Below are 17,770 nucleotides of genomic sequence, written 5' to 3'. Positions count from 1 at the left end.
CAGCTTAACGTAATCAGCAGTACACGACCTTTCGGTTTTCTGCCTACGGAGGAAACCAATACACCCATTGCGGATAAATTTGAAGAGTTTGGCAAGTTTACTCCGCTCAAGGAGTTCGGCAGGCTCGGCAATGAACAAAAGCCCTATCGCCCGTCGGATCTGTATTTCCCGATTTTTCCTGCGGGCGAGGACGTCATCTGGCAGACCTGGGTTCCGCTCAGGGAAGAGGCCACCTACATCGAGTTGCAAATCTGGTATCCGAATGAGATGAGTGCTTCAGGGCAAAAATCTCAAAGCTATATTTACCAGATAGAGCTAAGCCAAGAGGGCAGTATGGTTGTAGATGGCTCAATTCCCACACAACTTGAAGTCAGTAAAAAAAGCCATGCCAACGCACTGATCCTTGCTCTTCCAGAATAAGAGATTTTATGAAAAATATAGCAGCCTGCAGTACAGAACAGAACGAAACCTTCAGCAGCGATGTAGCTGTAATGATATGGAGCATAAAAACAATCGAGTGTTCTCCAAAGGAGCTCAAAAAAGCTTATCTTGCTGTAGCAGCGGCCTGTGTTCTCCCATTCCTTTATTGCATATGGTTGCTGTGGGATGATTTGCCGGAAGCTCTGGGTATGCTTATAGCCTTCGGCTGCGCACCTATAGTATTTGGGACTTATTTGATTGTATTTGCAGTCAGGCAGAAGGCTATATTTAACTACCACATCACACTCAATGGAGGATCTGTCGAGTACTACGACTACTACCCGAACTTCGCAGGCCCGCTCTTCAAAGGCATCGCCATTTTCACCATCCTGCTCTTTCTCGGCGTCGCGCTCGCCACCGGCTCGCTGCTCTTCCTGGTCGGCCCAGCCGCCATTTCAATCGGGGCAGCGCGTACTTTGCTGAATTGGGAGAACCCGACTCACAACGAGGAAAGCCTGCCCTGGAACGAGTACAACTTTGTCACGGTGGATCGGAAACGCTCCATGATCATCACCCATCGCACGGACACCACACTGGGATTTGAAGCGCGTTTCCCCACCAAGGTCCTGTTCGAGCAGTACCTGCAATTCCTGCATTCTGCCCTGCCGCCCACGGCTGAGTTCACTGAAAAAGACTGGGAATGGTGAAAGGATTTACGTTGCGTGTCGCTCAGACGAAACCTTCACCCAACTGATTATTCAAAAGAATAATGATGCATATTTTTTATAATTAACTTAGACCAAAATCGAATTTCACAGAGGATGCTGCCGCACTTTAAGGTGCTCTGGACAAGGTCGAACGGACCTCAACCATTGGCAGGAGTTGTCATGAGCATCGAATTCATCGGCTATATCGCGACCCAACCCGGTTCTGAAATCCATCCCCGCAGCGGCCCGACCATCCAGCCCGATTACGTGGAGAAGGTCGCCAGGGCTCATGAAGAGGCAGGCTTCGACCGGGCGCTGGTGGCGTATCACTCCAATAGCCCTGACAGTGCTTTCGTCGCAGCTCATGCCGCCAGCGTCACGACCAGACTCAAGTTCCTGATTGCCCATCGTCCGGGTTTTATTTCCCCGACCGTGGCTGCACGTCAGTTCGCGACGCTGGATGTCTTCAATGGAGGACGCACCGCCGTGCATATCATCACCGGCGGGGATGACAAGGAGCTGCGCGCCGATGGCAGCCATATCGGCAAAGACGAACGCTACGCCCGCAGCGATGAATACCTGAGTGTGGTGCGCCAGGAGTGGACCAGCGACAAGCCGTTCGATCATCAAGGCACTTACTACCAGTTCGAAGGCGCTCATTCGCAGGTCAAATCGCCACAGCAGCCGCATATCCCGCTGTACTTCGGCGGCTCGTCGGACGCCGCCATTGCCGTTGCGGGCAAGCATGCCGATGTCTATGCGCTGTGGGGCGAGACTTATGAGCAGGTGCGTGATGTCGTCAAACAGGTTCGCGCCGAAGCGGCAAAGCATGGCCGTACCATTCGCTTCAGCCTGTCATTGCGACCGATTCTGGCAGAGACCGAAGAGAAAGCCTGGGCGCGGGCCGACAGTATTCTGGAAAGAGCCACGGCCCTGGCCCAGAGCAATGGCTTCGTGCGCCGCGAACCGCCGAATGAAGGCTCACGTCGCCTGCTGGCTGCGGCGGCTCAGGGTGCGCGTCTGGACAAGCGTCTTTGGACCGGCATTGCAGGCCTTCTAGGGGCCCAGGGTAATTCCACTTCGCTGGTCGGGACACCGGAGCAGGTCGCTGAGGCGCTGCTGGACTATTACGACCTTGGGATCACCACGTTCCTGATCCGGGGTTTCGACCCTCTGGACGATGCGATCGATTACGGCAAGAAACTGATCCCGCTGACCCGTGAGCTGGTTGCAGAGCGTGAGCGTCAGGCTCGGGAAAGGGTTGCCTGATAGCCGTCGCGGCCAAGACCCCTCCCACACAGACTGTGTGAAGGGGTCATTCGCGAGCCCTCACGCCGCAGCCTGCTCCTGCTTCAACGACCTTGCCACCAGACCACCGAACGACTCCACCGGCCCTTGCAGGTTGCCAAGGAAGCGCGGGTAGACCAGCCACAGGTCCATCACCGGCTTGAAGTCCTTGAGCGGCAGAACCGCCAGTTGCTCGCGATGCGCACTGCGCTCCAGCAAGGGACGTGGCACCAGGCCCAGCCCCATGCCATCGGCAACCAGACCCAGTTGCAGTTCGGTGCCGAAGGTTTCCAGATTGACCTTCAGGTTCAGGCCCTGATCGGACAAGGTGCGCTGCAGCCCCGCACGGAATCCGCAGCCGTCCGGGTTGAGTACCCATCCCTGTTCATAACAGTCAGCCAGCTTGCCGGGCTTCTTCGTGACGGCGCTTTTGGCGCATACCACCACCAGTTCCACTTTGCCGATGGACTGCCCGATGATGTTTTCCGGGAAGATCTTGCCTGCCGGAAACAGCGCTGCAGCAGCATCCAGTTCACCATTCTCGATCTTGCCGATCAGGTTGCTGCCCCAGCCGGTCACCACCTGGGCGCGCAGGTCCGGGAATTCGCCACGCAATTGTTTAAGGGCATCGAGCAGCACCACATCGCCGATAGTCTGGGGCACGCCCAGGCGCAACAAACCGCTAGGCGGAGTATCACTGGCGACAAGCTCACGAAGTGAATCCATTTCCCGCAGTATCGCCAGACACTTCTGATAAACCTGCATGCCTATGGGCGTGGGTTTGAGCGGCTTGGTATTACGGTCGAACAACTCGACACCCAGCGCCTGCTCGAAATTCTGTACCCGACGGGTAATTGCGGGCTGAGTCAGATCCAGCGAATCCGCCGCATGGCTGATCGACTGGCAACGGATCACTGCAACGAAAGCATCGATATCATCAATTTTCATTCGGACCGCACATAAAAATATAAAAAGAACATAGGCAAAAAGCATAGTGGGATTTCAGGATTCTGAATAGCTGCCATCAAGCGACAGAAGCGAATTCATTTGCAGATCGCGCTACTCCCAAAAAAGCATTAAAGAGCTTTTCGTTATAACCTAATCATAAAAAAATAGCATATTAAGATTCCACATTATGTTTACATCCATTCAGGCATCAACCAGCCCTGGAATGGATATGACACAGACTCGACACCCGGAACGACTCAGGGCCTTCATCGGTGCACTGGCCGAGCTTATCGACGGTAACCCCCGCGAGGGCGATCTCTTGCATCGTGGCGGCAAGCTGCTTTCACAACTGGTCAGCCACGACGACTGGCTGCCTGACGAATTCGCGATCCCCGACCCGACCCGTTATCAGCAATTCCTGTTGCATGCCGATTCCCGGCAACGCTTCTCGATTGTCAGTTTCGTCTGGGGACCTGGCCAGAGCACGCCCATTCACGACCATCGGGTCTGGGGCCTGATCGGCATGTTGCGCGGAGCCGAATACTCACAGGGTTTTGTTCGCAGCCCCGAGGGACGTCTGGAACGTGAAGGCCCGGCGATTCGCCTGGAGCCCGGCCACGTGGAAGCCTTGTCGCCACGCAGCAACGACGTGCATCAAGTCAGTAATGCCTTCAGCGATCAGGTGTCGATCAGCATTCATGTCTACGGCGCCAACATCGGCGCGGTAAAGCGTGCCGTCTATGAGCCGGACGGCAGCGAAAAACTGTTCATTTCCGGTTATTCCAACGCCTTTCTCCCGAATATCTGGGACCTGTCAAAAGAGAGCAAAGCCCAATGACCACACAATCGACCCGATCCTTTGCCGACATTCGCCAGGCGCTGCTGGAGCGCCGGGAAACCGCGTTGGTGGATGTGCGCGAAGAAGCACCGTTCGCTGAAGCGCATCCGCTGTTTGCAGCCAATATTCCGCTGTCGAAGCTGGAGCTGGAGGTGTTCTCGCGCATTCCGCGCCGCGACACAGCCATCACCCTTTATGACAATGGCGAAGGCCTGGCGCAGATTGCGCTGCAACGTTTGCAAAGCCTGGGCTACAGCGATGTGAAGCTGCTTGAAGGCGGCCTGCAGGGCTGGCGCGATGCAGGCGGCGAACTGTTTATCGACGTCAACGTGCCCAGCAAGGCCTTTGGCGAACTGGTGGAGCATCATCGCAACACTCCTTCCCTGTCGGCCGAAGAGGTCAAGGCACTGCTCGATGCCAAGGCTGATGTGGTGGTGCTGGACGCGCGCCGCTATGACGAATACCAGACCATGAGCATCCCCAGCGGGATCAGCGTGCCGGGTGCCGAACTGGTGCTGCGCGCACGAGAACTGGCGCCCGATCCCGATACCCGGATCATCGTCAATTGCGCCGGACGCACCCGCAGCATCATTGGGACTCAGTCGCTGGTCAACGCGGGCCTTCCCAACCGCATCCATGCATTGCGCAACGGCACCATTGGCTGGCTGCTGGCCGGTCAGACACTGGATCACGGTCAGGCACGTCGCTTCGCGGCAGTCAGCGAAGACACCCGAGAAGTGGCGAGTGCCGATGCGCGAAAGGTCGCTGACAAGGCTGGCGTACAGCGCGCTAGCCGCGACGACCTGCAACGCTGGCAAGCCGATGCTTCGCGCACCACGTATCTGTTCGATGTGCGCACCCCGGAAGAATTTGCCAAGGGCCATTTGCCTTCGGCCCGCTCCACGCCCGGCGGACAACTGGTGCAGGAAACCGATCACTTCGCCAGCGTACGGGGCGCGCGTCTGGTTCTGGTGGACGATGACGGCGTGCGCGCCAACATGTCGGCTTCCTGGCTGGCCCAACTGGGTTGGGAAGTGTTTGTGATCGATGATCTGCAAGCGGCAGACTTCAGCGAAACGGGTGACTGGGATGCGCCCTTCCCTGCACCGCCTCAGGTCGAGGAAATCAGCCCTGAAACCCTGGTTCAATGGCAGGCCGATGGTCATGTCGCAGTACTCGACTTCACTGCCAGCGCCAACTACGTCAAGCAGCACATCCCCGGCGCCTGGTGGACATTGCGGGCGGATCTGGCCAAGGCGCTGACCAAAGTGCCAGACGTCGAACGTTATGTACTGACCTGCGGAAGCAGCCGTCTGGCACGACTTGTGGTGTCCGAAGTGGAAGCCTTGACCGGCAAGCAGGTGTTCCTGCTTAACGGCGGTACGGCCAGCTGGATCAAGGCAGGCCTGCCGCTGGAGCACGGCGAAAGTCACCTGGCTTCGCCGCGCATCGATCGCTATCGCCGACCTTATGAAGGCACCGATGCGCCGCGCGCGGCGATGCAGGCTTATCTGGACTGGGAGTTCGGTCTGGTCGAGCAACTGGGCCGTGACGGGACCCATGGTTTCAATGTGATCTGATTGTGCGTTGAACGGCCTCTTCGCGGATGAATCCGCTCCTACACAGACCGTGTGAAAACGTAGCGAGCGAAGGTCAGGCAAGGCGAAAACAGGCGAGGAAGCGGAGTTTACGTGTTGTAAATGAGCATTCCGAGCCTGTTTTCAACGCAGCATGGCCGAGCGCAGTAGTTTTCACACAGTCTGTACAGAAAAGTAGGAATTCATTCGCGAATGACCATGCTGCAAACGACCCATTTCTCGGATGAATCCACCCCAATAAAATTAATAATATTTATATTATTAAAACTGAAAATCAGTTAATTACATAATTAGCATATAACCAAAAGATACTTCACATAAGTTTCTTATAGGAATAAATTCAATCTCATTCACCCCAGGCAGGGACTGCTGACCTTCAGATCCGTCAGCCCACGACATCCATTCAGGAGCATTCGACATGAGCACACAACGTCACTTGAAACTCGGAGCCATGGTTCACGGCGTCGGGCACGGTTGGGGTGAATGGCGTCATCCGGATGCGCTGGCGGATGCCAGTGTGAATTTCGGTTTCTACAAACAGCAGACTGCACTGGCTGAAGCCGCGAAATTCGATTTCGTATTCATTGCCGACAGCCTGCATATCCACGAAAAATCCAGTCCGCATTATCTGAACCGTTTCGAACCGCTGACCATCCTCTCTGCGCTGGCTGCAACCACACAGAACATCGGACTGGTAGCGACTGTTACGGTCAGCTACACAGAACCCTTTCAGGTCGCCCGGCAGTTCGCTTCGCTGGACCATATCAGCGGTGGTCGCGCAGGCTGGAACGTGGTCACGTCATGGCTCAGCGGCACTGCCGACAACTTCAGCAAGGGCGAGCACCCTCCCCATGCGGTTCGCTATCGCATTGCCAAAGAACACGTCTCGGTGGTCAAGGGCCTGTGGGACTCCTGGGAAGACGACGCCTTCGCCCGCAACAAGCAGACCGGCGAATTCTTTACCCCGAGCAAGCTGCATGCGCTCAACCATCAAGGCGAGTTCTTTCAGGTCAAAGGTCCGCTGAATATTTCCCGCTCCCGCCAGGGCCATCCGGTACTGTTCCAGGCCGGCACTTCCGAGGACGGGCGCAATTTTGCGGCGGAATATTCCGACGCCATCTTTGTTCATGCCGAAAATCTTGAAGATGCCAAAGCCTATTCCCAAGACCTGAAAAAACGTGCCGCCGGATTTGGCCGCAACCCGGACGAGCTGTCGATTCTGCCGGGTATCCGTCCGATCGTTGGCCGCGATGAAGCTGAAGTCGAAAGCCGCTATCAGCAAGCCGTGGAACTGGTGTCCATCGAAGATGCCATCGTGGCGCTGGGCCGTCCGTTCAACGATCACGATTTCAGCCAGTACCCGCTGGATGAGCCGTTCCCCGAGCTGGGTGACCTGGGCTCCAACAGCCAGAAAGGCGGTTCGGACCGGATCAAGCAACTGGCCAGGGACGAAGGCCTGACCCTGCGTGAAGTTGCGCTGTATTTCTCGCGTCCGCGTCGCGATTTCGTCGGCACGCCCGAGCAGGTCGCCGATGCTGTGCAGACCTGGTTCGAGCAAGGCGCAGCCGATGGCTTCATCATCAACTCGCTGCTGCCGGATGGCCTGCAGTACTTCACCGAACTGGTTGTGCCGCTGTTGCAGCAACGCGGCCTGTTCCGCAGCGAATACACAGGTGCCACCCTGCGCGAGCACTTTGGTCTGTCGGTTCCGGTCAATCGCCATGCACCGGACACCCAGGCCGTCAACGCCAGAGAGGAAGCCGTGGCATGAGCCTTTCCCAGCTTCGTCCACAGCACACTGCCGAATCAGCCGAGGCCTTCACCGCCCGGCTCGCGCAGATCACCACCCAACTGGCCGAAACCGCAGAGCACTACGATGTCAGCGGCGAATTTCCTCACGCCAACTTTCGTCTGCTGCATGAACACGGCCTGCTGGGCCTGACGGTGCCCGCTGACCTGGGCGGCGGTGGCGCCGATCTGGTTCAGGCATTGCAAGCCGTCAGCGCAGTTGCCAAGGGTGAACCGTCCACAGCGCTGATTCTGGTCATGCAGTACATCCAGCATTCCCGTTTACAGGAAAGCAAAAGCTGGCCAAAGGATTTACGTGTGCTGGTCGCGAAACAGGCCGTGCAGGATGGTGCGCTGATCAATGCCCTGCGTGTGGAACCGGATCTCGGAACCCCGGCTCGCGGCGGCTTGCCCGCGACTACCGCCCGCCGCACGGCAGAAGGCTGGCGGATCAGCGGCAGCAAGATCTACTCCACCGGCAGCCATGGCCTGACCTGGTTCAGCGTCTGGGCTCGCAGCGACGATGAAGATCCCCTGGTCGGTGCCTGGCTGGTACACAAGGACACGCCCGGCATCAGGATAGTCGAGGACTGGGACCACCTGGGGATGCGTGCCACCAGCAGCCATGAAGTGATTTTCGAGGATGTGCTGGTGCCGCTGGAACATGCAGTCAGCGTCAGCCGCTGGAGTGCGCCACAGCCGGAGCTCGATGCCTCGGGCCTGCTGTGGATGTCGGTGCTGCTGTCATCGGTCTATGACGGTATCGCCCACTCGGCCAGAGACTGGCTGGTGCAATGGCTGGAACAGCGCAAGCCGTCCAACCTTGGAGCCACACTGTCGACCCTGCCCCGCTTTCAGGAAGCTGTCGGGCATATCGATACCTTGCTGTTCGCCAATCAGAACCTGTTGGAGTCTGCCGCCCAGGGCCTGGTCCCACCGAAAAATGCCGCGCAGATCAAATACCTGGTGACCGGCAATGCCCTTCGCGCTGTAGAGCTGGCCATTGAAGCGACTGGCAATCCCGGCCTGTCGCGCAGCAATCCGCTGCAACGGCATTACCGCAACGTGCTGTGTGGGAGGGTCCATACGCCGCAAAACGACGTGGTCCTTCAGGGTGTGGGCAAGTCCGTTTTCGCGGCGCGCAGCACGCCTTTATAGAAACATCATCCGATCGTCTTTTCCGATGATGATCACTCTAATTGAGAGGCGTTTTCACGACCAACTTCGTGAGGACGCCAACAAAAATAAAAATGCAACATTCAATATTAAAACCCCCTCTGATCAATCCTTTAGAAACTAATACTTTACTTCTCCCTCCTTTTAAATCCTCGTTGAAACTCGCCCTCCACTAGTTGCCGCACCGTGATAGTAAATCTATCTAAAACTCATATTAGTTTGTCCCTGAAAAACACTAAAACAGCCAAACCCTTAAGCCATTCACCTAGGAAACACACCACTCACTCACACCAAAGACAGCGCAACCCCGATCAAAAATCATTGGAAAAAAGACTTTTACCTGACGATTCGGTCAACTAAAAACCCATAAACACTCATCGTAGAGCCTACCGCTCATGGAATAAGGATTAGGGGTTATCCCGATATTGACGTCAATTTACCATCGCTACTATCCGATTATCTTTAAGACAATCGAATGGATGCGAGCATGGCTATCTACATTGGTTTTTGGCTTGGGCTCGTACTCGGTGCCACTGGAATAATACTGGGGCAAAGCACCGTGTCAGCCATCGGCCTGGCCATTATCGGGGCCACTACCGTCGCGCTGCACTTGCGTTCCAGATCCCCGGCCTCACAGATTGCACCTGAAAACGCCCCTTCTGATTTGTCCCAACCCCAAGGCCAACCCGACGTACCGGCTCTGCTGCACACCATCGTCCCCAGCTGGAGCGATAGCATCAACCAGAGCCGTGACCTGCTGCAAACCAATATCAGCGAACTGTTCAACAGCTTCAGCAATATTGCGACCCGCCTGGAAGGCAGCCTCAACAACTCTGAAAACATTCTGGGCAATGGCGGTGTCGGTGCCAGCCTGCTTGAAGCCAACCAGCGGCTCGAGGAAGTGACTCGCTCCTTCAACGCCAGCAGTCAGCGCCAGCAGGAATTGACGACGACGATCAGCAAGCTCGACAGCTATGCCAGCCAGCTGCAATTCATGGCCAAGCGCGTGCAGGAAATCGCCAGCCAGACCAACCTTCTGGCCCTCAATGCCGCCATCGAGGCCGCTCGTGCCGGGGAACATGGTCGCGGTTTCTCGGTGGTAGCCGATGAAGTGCGCAAGCTTTCTTCGCTATCCGCCGAGACAGGCCAGGGCATGGACACGAAGGTCGAAGAGATCAACAAGGCCATCCAGTCCACCATCACCGCCGCAGCCGAGCTGGGCGAAAGCGAGCGTAGCAATCTGGACTTCCTCAACGACTCGGTCACTCAGGTCATGGCACGCCTTGGAGAGAACCTCAACGCACTCTCCGACTCGTCCCATGCACTGCAACGCGATGCCCGCGATACCCAGCGCGACATCCATTCGATCATGGTCAACCTGCAGTTTCAGGACCGTGCAGACCAGATGCTCGATCACGTCCAGGCCGACCAGCAACAACTGCTCAGTGCCCTGCACAGCCAGGACGAGAGTCTCGATGACCCGCACGCATGGCTGGATCGCCTGCGTCAGCGCTTCACCACGGAAGAAGAGCGCCACGGGCGACCACAGGCCGCCGCCAGCGAAATCACTTTTTTCTGATTCCTGCTTTTTCCCTATACGAGAGTTCCGAACATGGCCAAGACCGTACTGATCGTCGATGACTCTGCATCGATGCGCCAACTGGTGAAGATGAGCCTGAGCAGCGCAGGGCATCAAGTGATCGAGGCTGTAGACGGGCGCGACGCCCTCAACAAGCTCACCGGGCAGAAGGTCAACCTGATCATCAGTGACGTGAACATGCCCAATCTCGACGGCATCGGCCTGGTCAAGGAAGTCAAGGCGCGGCCCGAGTACCGCTTCACCCCCATCATCATGCTCACCACCGAAAGCGAACAGTCCAAGAAAGCCGAAGGCCAGGCCGCGGGTGCCAAAGCCTGGATCGTCAAACCTTTTCAGCCTCAGCAGTTGCTCGCTGCGGTCGAGAAACTGCTGGGGTAAGCCCATGTTCTCGATAACCGAAGGGACGCAAGACACACCCACGCTGATGCATGTAAAGGGCGACCTGACCATCTACGAAGTCAGGCAGGCACACGAGTTGCTGATGCCCTTGATCTCAACACAGGTCCAGGCCTGGCAGCTGGACCTCAGCGGCGTCGATGAAATCGACAGCGCTGGTGTTCAGCTATTGCTGGCGTTGCAGCGCGAACTGTCACTGAGCGGGGCATCAGCCACTGTCAGTGCCGCTTCGCCCAGCGTGATGGAAATGACCGGGCTGCTGGCTCTGGATGTGCTCCAACCTGTGGCTCAGGCCGAGGATTGACCGATGCTCAGTGGTGAACAGTGGAATCAGTTATTGCAGGGCTTTCTGGATGAAGGCCGGGACCTGCTCAAGGATGCCGAAGACAGCCTGCTGCGTCTTGAAACCACCCCGGACGATCATGACGCGGTCAATGGTCTTTTCCGCGCCGTTCACACCCTCAAGGGCTCGGCCGGGATCTTCTCGCTGACGCCGCTGGTCACCCTCACCCATCACCTGGAAAGCCTGTTGATGTCGGTGCGCGACGGGCAGCGGGTGCTGACCTCGGACCTTACCTCACTCATGCTCAAGTGCATGGATGAATTGAGCACCATGCTCGAAAGCGTAGACCCCGACAACGGCGTGATGGAAGCCAACGAAAGCCGTCAGGCGCCTCTGCTCGCGGCACTGGCCAAGGCTCAGGGCCATGAGGCCGTCGAAACCGAAGATGCTACGTCAGACAGCAACGAAGCGGCCATCAGCGATGACGAACACGACTGGCAGGTTTCCATCGCATTTGCCAGGGAGCTGTTTCAGAACGGTTTCGACCCGGCAGCCTTCGTGCGCTATCTCAAGAAGCTCGGCACCATCACGAGCATGCAGACGCTGACACCGTCCTTGCCGGAGCTGGGAAAACTCGATCCTGAAGATTGTTATCTGGAACTGAAACTGACTCTGCGCAGCAGCGCTCAGGCCAGCGAGATCGAAGACGTTTTCGAGTTCATTCAGGATTTCTGCACCCTGCAGATCGAGCGACTGGCGACCCGGCCCGAATCCGACACAACGCTCGTCGAGCATTGCCCGGTCGTCGATCAGGCTCCGGTCCAGCAGGTACAGGCCCTGGCTACGATGGCTGTGGCCGCGCCTGAAAGACCTTCGCCAACCCCCACTCCCAACCGTGACCGTCGCCCCGTGGAAAACACGATGGTCAAGGTTGCAGCCAACAAGCTCGACGAGTTGATCAATCTGGTAGGCGAACTGGTCATCAGTACGGCGGGCGCACAGATGCAGGCCCGCCTGGGCGGTCATAATGGCAGCATCGAAAGCACCCAGGCGGTGCTGCATCACGTGGAGCAGATTCGCGAAATCGCGCTGAAACTGCGTATGGTCGAAGTGGGCGAAACCTTCAACCGCTTCCATCGCGTGGTGCGTGACGTCAGCCAGGAACTGGACAAGAAGATCCAGTTGACCATTCGTGGCGGCGAAACCGAACTGGACAAGTCGGTGATCGACAAGGTGGCCGATCCGCTGACCCACCTGGTGCGCAACGCCATCGACCACGGCATCGAGTCCGCCACCGATCGTCTGGCGGCCGGCAAACCGGCCGAGGGCAACCTGAGCCTCAATGCCTATCACGACTCCGGCATGATCGTGCTGGAAATCAGCGATGACGGTCGTGGCTTGAATACCGCACGCATTCTGGAAAAGGCCATCGCCAAAGGCATGGTCGAACCCGACGCACAACTGAGCGACAGCGATATTCACCTGCTGATATTCGAGGCCGGTTTTTCCACTGCCGAGCAGGTTTCCAACCTGTCGGGACGCGGTGTCGGAATGGATGTCGTGCGCAGCGCCATCGATCAACTGCGCGGCACGATCGAAATCGATTCGGTTGCCGGTGAAGGCTGCACCTTCCGCATTCGCCTGCCTCTGACCCTGGCCATCATCGATGGTTTTCTGGTCAGTGTGGGCCAGGACAGCTTTGTCATTCCGCTGGACGTGATCACCGAATGCATGGAGGCCACCGCGCCTCCTCTGGAAAACGGCTATGGCTATCTGAACCTGCGAGGCAACCCTCTTCCCTGCATTGCACTGAACAGTCATTTCGGCATCAAGGCCGAGCCATCCCGGCGTCGCAACATTGTTGTGGTCAGTCAGGGGCGCCAGCAGGCCGGGCTGATCGTCGATCAGTTGCACGGCGAACTGCAAACCGTCATCAAGCCTCTGGGCAAGATGTTCCAGCACCTTCGCGGTATCAGCGGCTCAACCATCCTGGGGTCCGGTCAGGTTGCACTGATTCTGGATATCCCCAGCCTGTTTCGCCATTTGCAAGCCCAGGTCGAAAGCGCCAATCAAACCAGTGTCGCCAGCGCCAACTAACTTTTGCAGCCTTCAGGAGATGTAAGCATGCAGTTCATCCGAAATATGAAGATAGGGGTCCGGCTGACATTCGGTTTTCTGATCGTCGTCGCCTTTACCGCAGCCATCGGCACGCTGGGCATTCGTAACCTGGATGAGGTCAACAGGCTCTCTGACCGTATGTACGATATCGATGTCGAGGGCATGAGCCTGTTGCAGGAAGCGAATATCCAGCTGATTGCGGCAGGACGTTCCATGCGCCAGAGTTTGCTCTCCACGACCTCGGAAAGCCGGGACAAAGCAGCCGAACTCACCCGCAGCACACTGGAAACGACACGTGCCCTGATCATCAAGTCACGCGCGAGCTTCGTGACCAAAGAAGGTCAGGCCAGAGTCGACGCCCTTCTGGCACCCTTGACCGAGTATGAAAACGTTTCCAGGCTGCTCTTGCAGTTGAATCAGCAAAGCGGCCAGCTCCAGGAGGCCAGTGCGGTCACAGATCTGATGCCAAAAGCAATATCGACCGGTGACATCGTCGATGACATGCTGGGGGAAGTGGTCGATTACAAGAAAACCCGCGCCGGACAGTCCAATGAGGAAATCACCAATATCTCCGAAAGCTCCCGCGTGCAGATGATTGTGCTGGTGGCCGTGGCTACCCTGCTGGGCATGCTGATCGGCGTACTGGTCACCCGCAGCATCACCAAGCCGCTCAATGGCGCAGTGGAAGCTGCCAACCGCATGGCGGCGGGTGATCTGAGCAAGGACCTTGCAGTCAACAGCAAGGACGAAACCGGTCAACTGCTGTCGGCCATGCAGAACATGGCCGTGCGTCTGCGCAGCATTCTGGGCGATGTGCGCAGTGCCGCCGACTCGCTTTCCTCGGCTTCGGAGCAGGTCAGTTCGACCTCGCAATCCCTGAGCCAGGCCGCCAACGAACAGGCCGCCAGTGTCGAACAGACCAGTGCCTCGGTGGAGCAGATGTCCGCCTCGATTTCCCAGAACACAGAAAGCGCCAAGATCACCGACGGCATCGCCGGCAAGGCTGCCAATGACGCCGTTCAAGGCGGCGGCGCGGTCGGCGACACGGTTCTGGCCATGAAGCAGATTGCCGACAAGATCAGCATCATCGACGACATCGCCTACCAGACCAACCTGCTGGCCCTGAACGCCGCCATCGAAGCCGCTCGCGCAGGTGATCATGGCAAGGGCTTCGCTGTGGTCGCAGCCGAAGTGCGCAAGCTGGCCGAACGCAGCCAGGTGGCCGCTCAGGAAATCGGTCAGGTCGCCTCCAGCAGCGTACAACTGGCCGAACAGGCCGGGCGCCTGCTCAACGAGATCGTGCCCAACATCCAGAAGACTTCTGATCTGGTGCAGGAAATCACAGCAGCCTCCCAGGAGCAGAGCGGTGCAGCCGGGCAGATCAATATCGCCATGGGCCAGATGAACCAGATCACCCAGCAGAACGCCTCGGCCTCCGAAGAGCTGGCCGCCACCGCAGAAGAAATGAATGCCCAGGCCGGCCAGTTGCAGGAGTTGATCGGCTTCTTCCGCTTCGAGGCACAGTCTTCGTCGAAACCTCAGTCACGCGCCAATGACAACTACAGCAGCCCGACGCCGCCGTGGTCCAGAGGCAAGTCACAGGTCGATGAAGGCCAGTTCGTCAGCTTCAACTAACGGGAGGTACGATCATGAGTCTTCCCCAAACTGTCGAACGGCTATCCGACGCCGACACGATGAGCATCCAGCACCTGTCGTTTCGGGTGCGGGACGCCGCTTATGCGCTGCCTATCGATCTGGTGCGCGAGATCATCGAGTACGACGAAGTCACGTCCGTACCGATGATGCCGGCCTTTATCCATGGCGTGATCAACCTGCGCGGCAACGTGGTGCCGGTGCTCGATCTGGCGGCGCGCTTCGGCTTCGAGCTGACCACGCCCGGCAAGCGCACCTGCATCGTGATCATCGAGCTGACGCTGGAAGACCTCTACCAGCGCATCGGCCTGGTAGTGGATGCCGTGGACGCCGTGCTGGATATCGACCCGCAGCAGGTGGTGCCCGCACCGCCGTTCGGGGCCGGTATCCGTACGGATTTCATCGCGGGCATGGCACGTCGCGACCAGACTTTCACCATCATTCTGAACATTGCACAAGTGTTGTCCCTGGATGACATTCGCCAGCTCAGTCTTGCTGTGCTCAAGGGAAGTTGAAATGTCAGAAGCCTTGAAGATGCCGACACTCGGCGACGCCGAGTTTCTCCATCTGCAAAAGCTCATGGCTGATGCCTCAGGCATCCAGTTGGCGCAGAACAAGCGCCCGCTGGTTGCCGGGCGCCTGATGAAGCGTCTTCGCTATTACCAGCTGGACAGCTACACCGAATACCTGCACATGCTTGAACAACCCCTGTACAAGCAGGAGCGCCGTCTGGTGGTCGACCTTCTGACCACAAACGAAACATATTTTTTCCGCGAAAACCCGCACTTCGAGTTTCTGGGCCAGTGGCTGGCACGGCAACGGGGGGCGGTACGACTGTGGAGTGCAGCCTGCTCATCGGGCGAGGAACCTTACACTCTGGCCATGGTTCTGAGTGAAAGTGCCACTACACAGGACTGGTCCATCATGGCTAGCGATCTTAGCCTGAGCATGCTGCAAAAAGCCCACGAGGGTATCTATGACCTGACGCAGGCCAAGTACTTTCCAGAAGGCTGGATGCAGCGTTATTGCCTCAAGGGGATTGAAGACATGAGCGGACGCTTCAGGGTCAAGGCAGCCCTGCGCGACCGTATCACGTTACAGGAAGTCAACATCGTTCAACCCCTGTCAGAAGACGTGGGCCTGTTTGATGTGATTTTTCTGCGTAATGTATTGATTTACTTCGACAATGAAGAGAAAAAACGTATCGTGCAGCGCCTTGTCTGTCAGTTGCGTCCAGGCGGCCTTTTATTCATAGGTCATGCCGAAAGCATTCACGGTTTTGATCTACCTGTACGGCTGGTAAGGCCTTCGGTGTACGAATGTCTATAAACCAACCCCTTTTCCTGCGACCCGGTGATTACTTCTTCGGTCGCCACGACGGACCGGTCACGACGCTGCTGGGCAGTTGCGTGTCAGTCATTCTCTGGCATCCACGCTGGCGGTTACTGGGAGTGTCGCACTACCTGCTGCCCCGTGACCCGACCGCAAACTGCAATGATCACGACACTCGCTACGGTGAAGCCGTGTTCCAGCGCATGCATGCCGACATGGTGCGTCACGGCACCAACCCGAGCGAGTACCGCAAAGGCATTTTCGGCGGGGGCTGCATGACGCGCTTCGAGGGCAACGGCCTGCGCAAGATCGGCCACACCAACAGCGATTTCGCCCGCAAGGAATTCAACCTGCGCAAATGGTCGGTGGACTTGCACGATCTCAATGGCGACCATTACCGCCGCCTGCAGATCGATGGACTGAGCGGCAGGATCGAATGCCAGCGCAATGAAGTCACGTTGCCCGTCATCACACAGAACTCAAGGACAGGTGGACATATTCTGTGATCCGCGTATTCATCGTCGACGACTCGGCCCTGGTTCGCCAGGTACTGACCAATTGCCTGGCAAGCCACCCCGGTATCGAGGTGATCGGCCAGGCCAGCGACCCGATCTACGCCATCGACAAGATGCGGCGCGACTGGCCGGATGTCATCATTCTGGACGTGGAAATGCCGCGCATGGACGGCCTGACCTTTCTGCGCCAGATCATGAGCGAGCGCCCGACCCCGACCCTGATCTGCTCGACCCTGACCGAAGCCGGTGCCAGTGTTTCCGTCGAAGCCCTGGCGGCCGGTGCGGTGGGTGTTTTCACCAAGGCCCGGCTGGGCCTGAAACAGAGCCTTGAGCAGATCTCGGGGGATCTGATCCGCAAGATCGAAGAAGCAGCCCGCACCCGCCCAGGCGCTTTCCGGCCACCTGCACGTACCCAGGCCGCGGAGGCACCGCCGCCACCGGCAAACCCGCTGCTCAGAACCACAGACCGGGTCGTGGCTCTGGGCTGTTCGACCGGCGGCACCCAGGCACTGGAATTCATTCTTCGCCAACTGCCACGTGACTGCCCGGGCATTGTGATCGTTCAACACATGCCGGAGAAATTCACGGCCGATTTTGCCAGGCGTCTCGACAGCCTGTGTCAGATCGAAGTCCGCGAAGCCAAGCACCTGGACCGCGTTCACAGCGGCCTGGCCTTGATCGCCCCCGGCGGTCTGCACATGCAGCTCAAGCGCAACGGAGCCCACTATCAGGTCGAGGTTCTCGACGGCCCACCGGTCAACCGGCACAAGCCATCGGTAGACGTGCTGTTTCGCTCCATGGCCAGACATGCAGGCGCCAATACCCTGGGCGTGATCATGACCGGCATGGGAGACGATGGCGCCCGCGGCCTGCTGGCCATGCGTGAAAGCGGAGCCCATACCGTCGCTCAGGATGAGGCCAGTTGCATTGTGTTCGGCATGCCCAAGGAAGCCATTCGCATGGGCGCGGCACAAGCGATAGAACCGCTGTCCAGAGTACCGATACTGATCCAACAGTTTGGTGACAGCGCACGGCATGGCTAACGCAATGCCAGCGCCACAATCAGGGATAGGGATGTCCTTTGCGTGGCTGTATTTCGCACGGATGCAGT

16 protein-coding genes and 1 pseudogene are annotated in these 17,770 nt (G+C 57.8%); 16 read left to right on the top strand and 1 reads right to left on the bottom strand.

The annotated features are described in order from the left end of the window. From K5D32_RS23790 to K5D32_RS23780, 3 genes and pseudogenes are all read left to right on the top strand, one after another. Nucleotides 1–420 (top strand): annotated as a pseudogene (locus tag K5D32_RS23790) (hypothetical protein); the annotation flags it as partial. An 8-nt stretch (nucleotides 421–428) separates the two neighbouring features. Then, nucleotides 429–1,127 (top strand): permease, encoded by a 699-nt coding sequence (locus K5D32_RS23785; RefSeq protein WP_221602037.1) that lies wholly within the window; start codon nucleotides 429–431, stop codon nucleotides 1,125–1,127. Between the two features lie 180 nt (nucleotides 1,128–1,307). Next, nucleotides 1,308–2,396: an LLM class flavin-dependent oxidoreductase gene (locus K5D32_RS23780; protein WP_216703737.1), complete on the top strand. Its 1,089-nt coding sequence runs from the start codon at nucleotides 1,308–1,310 to the stop codon at nucleotides 2,394–2,396. Nucleotides 2,397–2,456: 60 nt separating this feature from the next. On the opposite strand, the gene K5D32_RS23775 is transcribed toward K5D32_RS23780, so the two are convergent. Further along, a complete protein-coding gene (locus K5D32_RS23775; RefSeq protein ID WP_216703738.1) occupies nucleotides 2,457–3,362 on the bottom strand; it encodes a LysR family transcriptional regulator in 906 nt (301 codons plus the stop codon). 229 nt (nucleotides 3,363–3,591) lie between these two features. On the opposite strand from K5D32_RS23775, the gene K5D32_RS23770 reads away from it, so the two are divergent. From K5D32_RS23770 to K5D32_RS23710, 13 genes are all read left to right on the top strand, one after another. Then, on the top strand, nucleotides 3,592–4,200 hold the full coding sequence (locus K5D32_RS23770; RefSeq protein WP_221594867.1) for a cysteine dioxygenase: 609 nt from the start codon (nucleotides 3,592–3,594) through the stop codon (nucleotides 4,198–4,200). After that, nucleotides 4,197–5,780, top strand: coding sequence for a rhodanese-related sulfurtransferase (locus K5D32_RS23765; protein WP_221602035.1), 1,584 nt, complete (start codon nucleotides 4,197–4,199; stop codon nucleotides 5,778–5,780). Before K5D32_RS23770 ends, K5D32_RS23765 begins: the two co-directional genes overlap by 4 nt. A 436-nt stretch (nucleotides 5,781–6,216) precedes the next feature. Then, nucleotides 6,217–7,569: an LLM class flavin-dependent oxidoreductase gene (locus K5D32_RS23760; RefSeq protein WP_221602034.1), complete on the top strand. Its 1,353-nt coding sequence runs from the start codon at nucleotides 6,217–6,219 to the stop codon at nucleotides 7,567–7,569. Next, the gene (locus K5D32_RS23755; RefSeq protein ID WP_221602033.1) at nucleotides 7,566–8,744 is read left to right on the top strand and encodes an acyl-CoA dehydrogenase family protein; all 1,179 of its coding nucleotides are present in this window, start codon (nucleotides 7,566–7,568) and stop codon (nucleotides 8,742–8,744) included. The genes K5D32_RS23760 and K5D32_RS23755 overlap by 4 nt, the downstream gene beginning before the upstream one ends. 493 nt (nucleotides 8,745–9,237) lie before the next feature. Next, the gene (locus tag K5D32_RS23750) at nucleotides 9,238–10,341 is read left to right on the top strand and encodes a methyl-accepting chemotaxis protein (RefSeq protein WP_409372892.1); all 1,104 of its coding nucleotides are present in this window, start codon (nucleotides 9,238–9,240) and stop codon (nucleotides 10,339–10,341) included. A 33-nt stretch (nucleotides 10,342–10,374) separates the two neighbouring features. Continuing rightward, on the top strand, nucleotides 10,375–10,740 hold the full coding sequence (locus K5D32_RS23745; protein WP_025261237.1) for a response regulator: 366 nt from the start codon (nucleotides 10,375–10,377) through the stop codon (nucleotides 10,738–10,740). A gap of 4 nt (nucleotides 10,741–10,744) precedes the next feature. Continuing rightward, entirely contained in the window at nucleotides 10,745–11,062 is a 318-nt protein-coding gene (locus K5D32_RS23740; protein ID WP_221538616.1) for an STAS domain-containing protein, read from the top strand. 3 nt (nucleotides 11,063–11,065) lie between these two features. Further along, nucleotides 11,066–13,138: a chemotaxis protein CheA gene (locus tag K5D32_RS23735; protein WP_221602031.1), complete on the top strand. Its 2,073-nt coding sequence runs from the start codon at nucleotides 11,066–11,068 to the stop codon at nucleotides 13,136–13,138. A gap of 27 nt (nucleotides 13,139–13,165) precedes the next feature. After that, entirely contained in the window at nucleotides 13,166–14,794 is a 1,629-nt protein-coding gene (locus tag K5D32_RS23730; RefSeq protein ID WP_221538620.1) for a methyl-accepting chemotaxis protein, read from the top strand. 14 nt (nucleotides 14,795–14,808) lie between these two features. Continuing rightward, nucleotides 14,809–15,327, top strand: a complete 519-nt coding sequence (locus K5D32_RS23725; protein ID WP_025261241.1) for a chemotaxis protein CheW — start codon at nucleotides 14,809–14,811, stop codon at nucleotides 15,325–15,327. 1 nt (nucleotide 15,328) lies between these two features. After that, nucleotides 15,329–16,141 (top strand): protein-glutamate O-methyltransferase CheR, encoded by an 813-nt coding sequence (locus K5D32_RS23720; protein ID WP_221594495.1) that lies wholly within the window; start codon nucleotides 15,329–15,331, stop codon nucleotides 16,139–16,141. Next, nucleotides 16,132–16,650, top strand: coding sequence for a chemotaxis protein CheD (locus K5D32_RS23715; RefSeq protein ID WP_260407516.1), 519 nt, complete (start codon nucleotides 16,132–16,134; stop codon nucleotides 16,648–16,650). Before K5D32_RS23720 ends, K5D32_RS23715 begins: the two co-directional genes overlap by 10 nt. Further along, nucleotides 16,647–17,702, top strand: a complete 1,056-nt coding sequence (locus K5D32_RS23710; protein ID WP_025261244.1) for a chemotaxis response regulator protein-glutamate methylesterase — start codon at nucleotides 16,647–16,649, stop codon at nucleotides 17,700–17,702. Before K5D32_RS23715 ends, K5D32_RS23710 begins: the two co-directional genes overlap by 4 nt. Nucleotides 17,703–17,770 lie beyond the last annotated feature (68 nt).

The organism is Pseudomonas cichorii, assembly GCF_019719005.1.
Classification (GTDB): Bacteria; Pseudomonadota; Gammaproteobacteria; order Pseudomonadales; family Pseudomonadaceae; genus Aquipseudomonas; species Aquipseudomonas cichorii_E.
The sequence above is the reverse complement of the archived record's forward strand: the minus strand, read 5'-3'. Positions and strand labels throughout refer to the sequence as shown.

Bases quoted from the DNA above. Each gene is read 5' to 3' on its own strand.
- K5D32_RS23735 (WP_221602031.1), top strand. From the start codon at position 11,066: ATGCTCAGTGGTGAACAGTGGAATCAGTTATTGCAGGGCTTTCTGGAT.
- K5D32_RS23720 (WP_221594495.1), top strand. From the start codon at position 15,329: ATGTCAGAAGCCTTGAAGATGCCGACACTCGGCGACGCCGAGTTTCTC.
- K5D32_RS23750 (WP_409372892.1), top strand. From the start codon at position 9,238: ATGGATGCGAGCATGGCTATCTACATTGGTTTTTGGCTTGGGCTCGTA.
- K5D32_RS23740 (WP_221538616.1), top strand. From the start codon at position 10,745: ATGTTCTCGATAACCGAAGGGACGCAAGACACACCCACGCTGATGCAT.
- K5D32_RS23760 (WP_221602034.1), top strand. From the start codon at position 6,217: ATGAGCACACAACGTCACTTGAAACTCGGAGCCATGGTTCACGGCGTC.
- K5D32_RS23730 (WP_221538620.1), top strand. From the start codon at position 13,166: ATGCAGTTCATCCGAAATATGAAGATAGGGGTCCGGCTGACATTCGGT.
- K5D32_RS23755 (WP_221602033.1), top strand. From the start codon at position 7,566: ATGAGCCTTTCCCAGCTTCGTCCACAGCACACTGCCGAATCAGCCGAG.
- K5D32_RS23785 (WP_221602037.1), top strand. From the start codon at position 429: ATGAAAAATATAGCAGCCTGCAGTACAGAACAGAACGAAACCTTCAGC.
- K5D32_RS23770 (WP_221594867.1), top strand. From the start codon at position 3,592: ATGACACAGACTCGACACCCGGAACGACTCAGGGCCTTCATCGGTGCA.
- K5D32_RS23725 (WP_025261241.1), top strand. From the start codon at position 14,809: ATGAGTCTTCCCCAAACTGTCGAACGGCTATCCGACGCCGACACGATG.
- K5D32_RS23765 (WP_221602035.1), top strand. From the start codon at position 4,197: ATGACCACACAATCGACCCGATCCTTTGCCGACATTCGCCAGGCGCTG.
- K5D32_RS23715 (WP_260407516.1), top strand. From the start codon at position 16,132: ATGTCTATAAACCAACCCCTTTTCCTGCGACCCGGTGATTACTTCTTC.
- K5D32_RS23745 (WP_025261237.1), top strand. From the start codon at position 10,375: ATGGCCAAGACCGTACTGATCGTCGATGACTCTGCATCGATGCGCCAA.
- K5D32_RS23775 (WP_216703738.1), bottom strand. From the start codon at position 3,362: ATGAAAATTGATGATATCGATGCTTTCGTTGCAGTGATCCGTTGCCAG.
- K5D32_RS23780 (WP_216703737.1), top strand. From the start codon at position 1,308: ATGAGCATCGAATTCATCGGCTATATCGCGACCCAACCCGGTTCTGAA.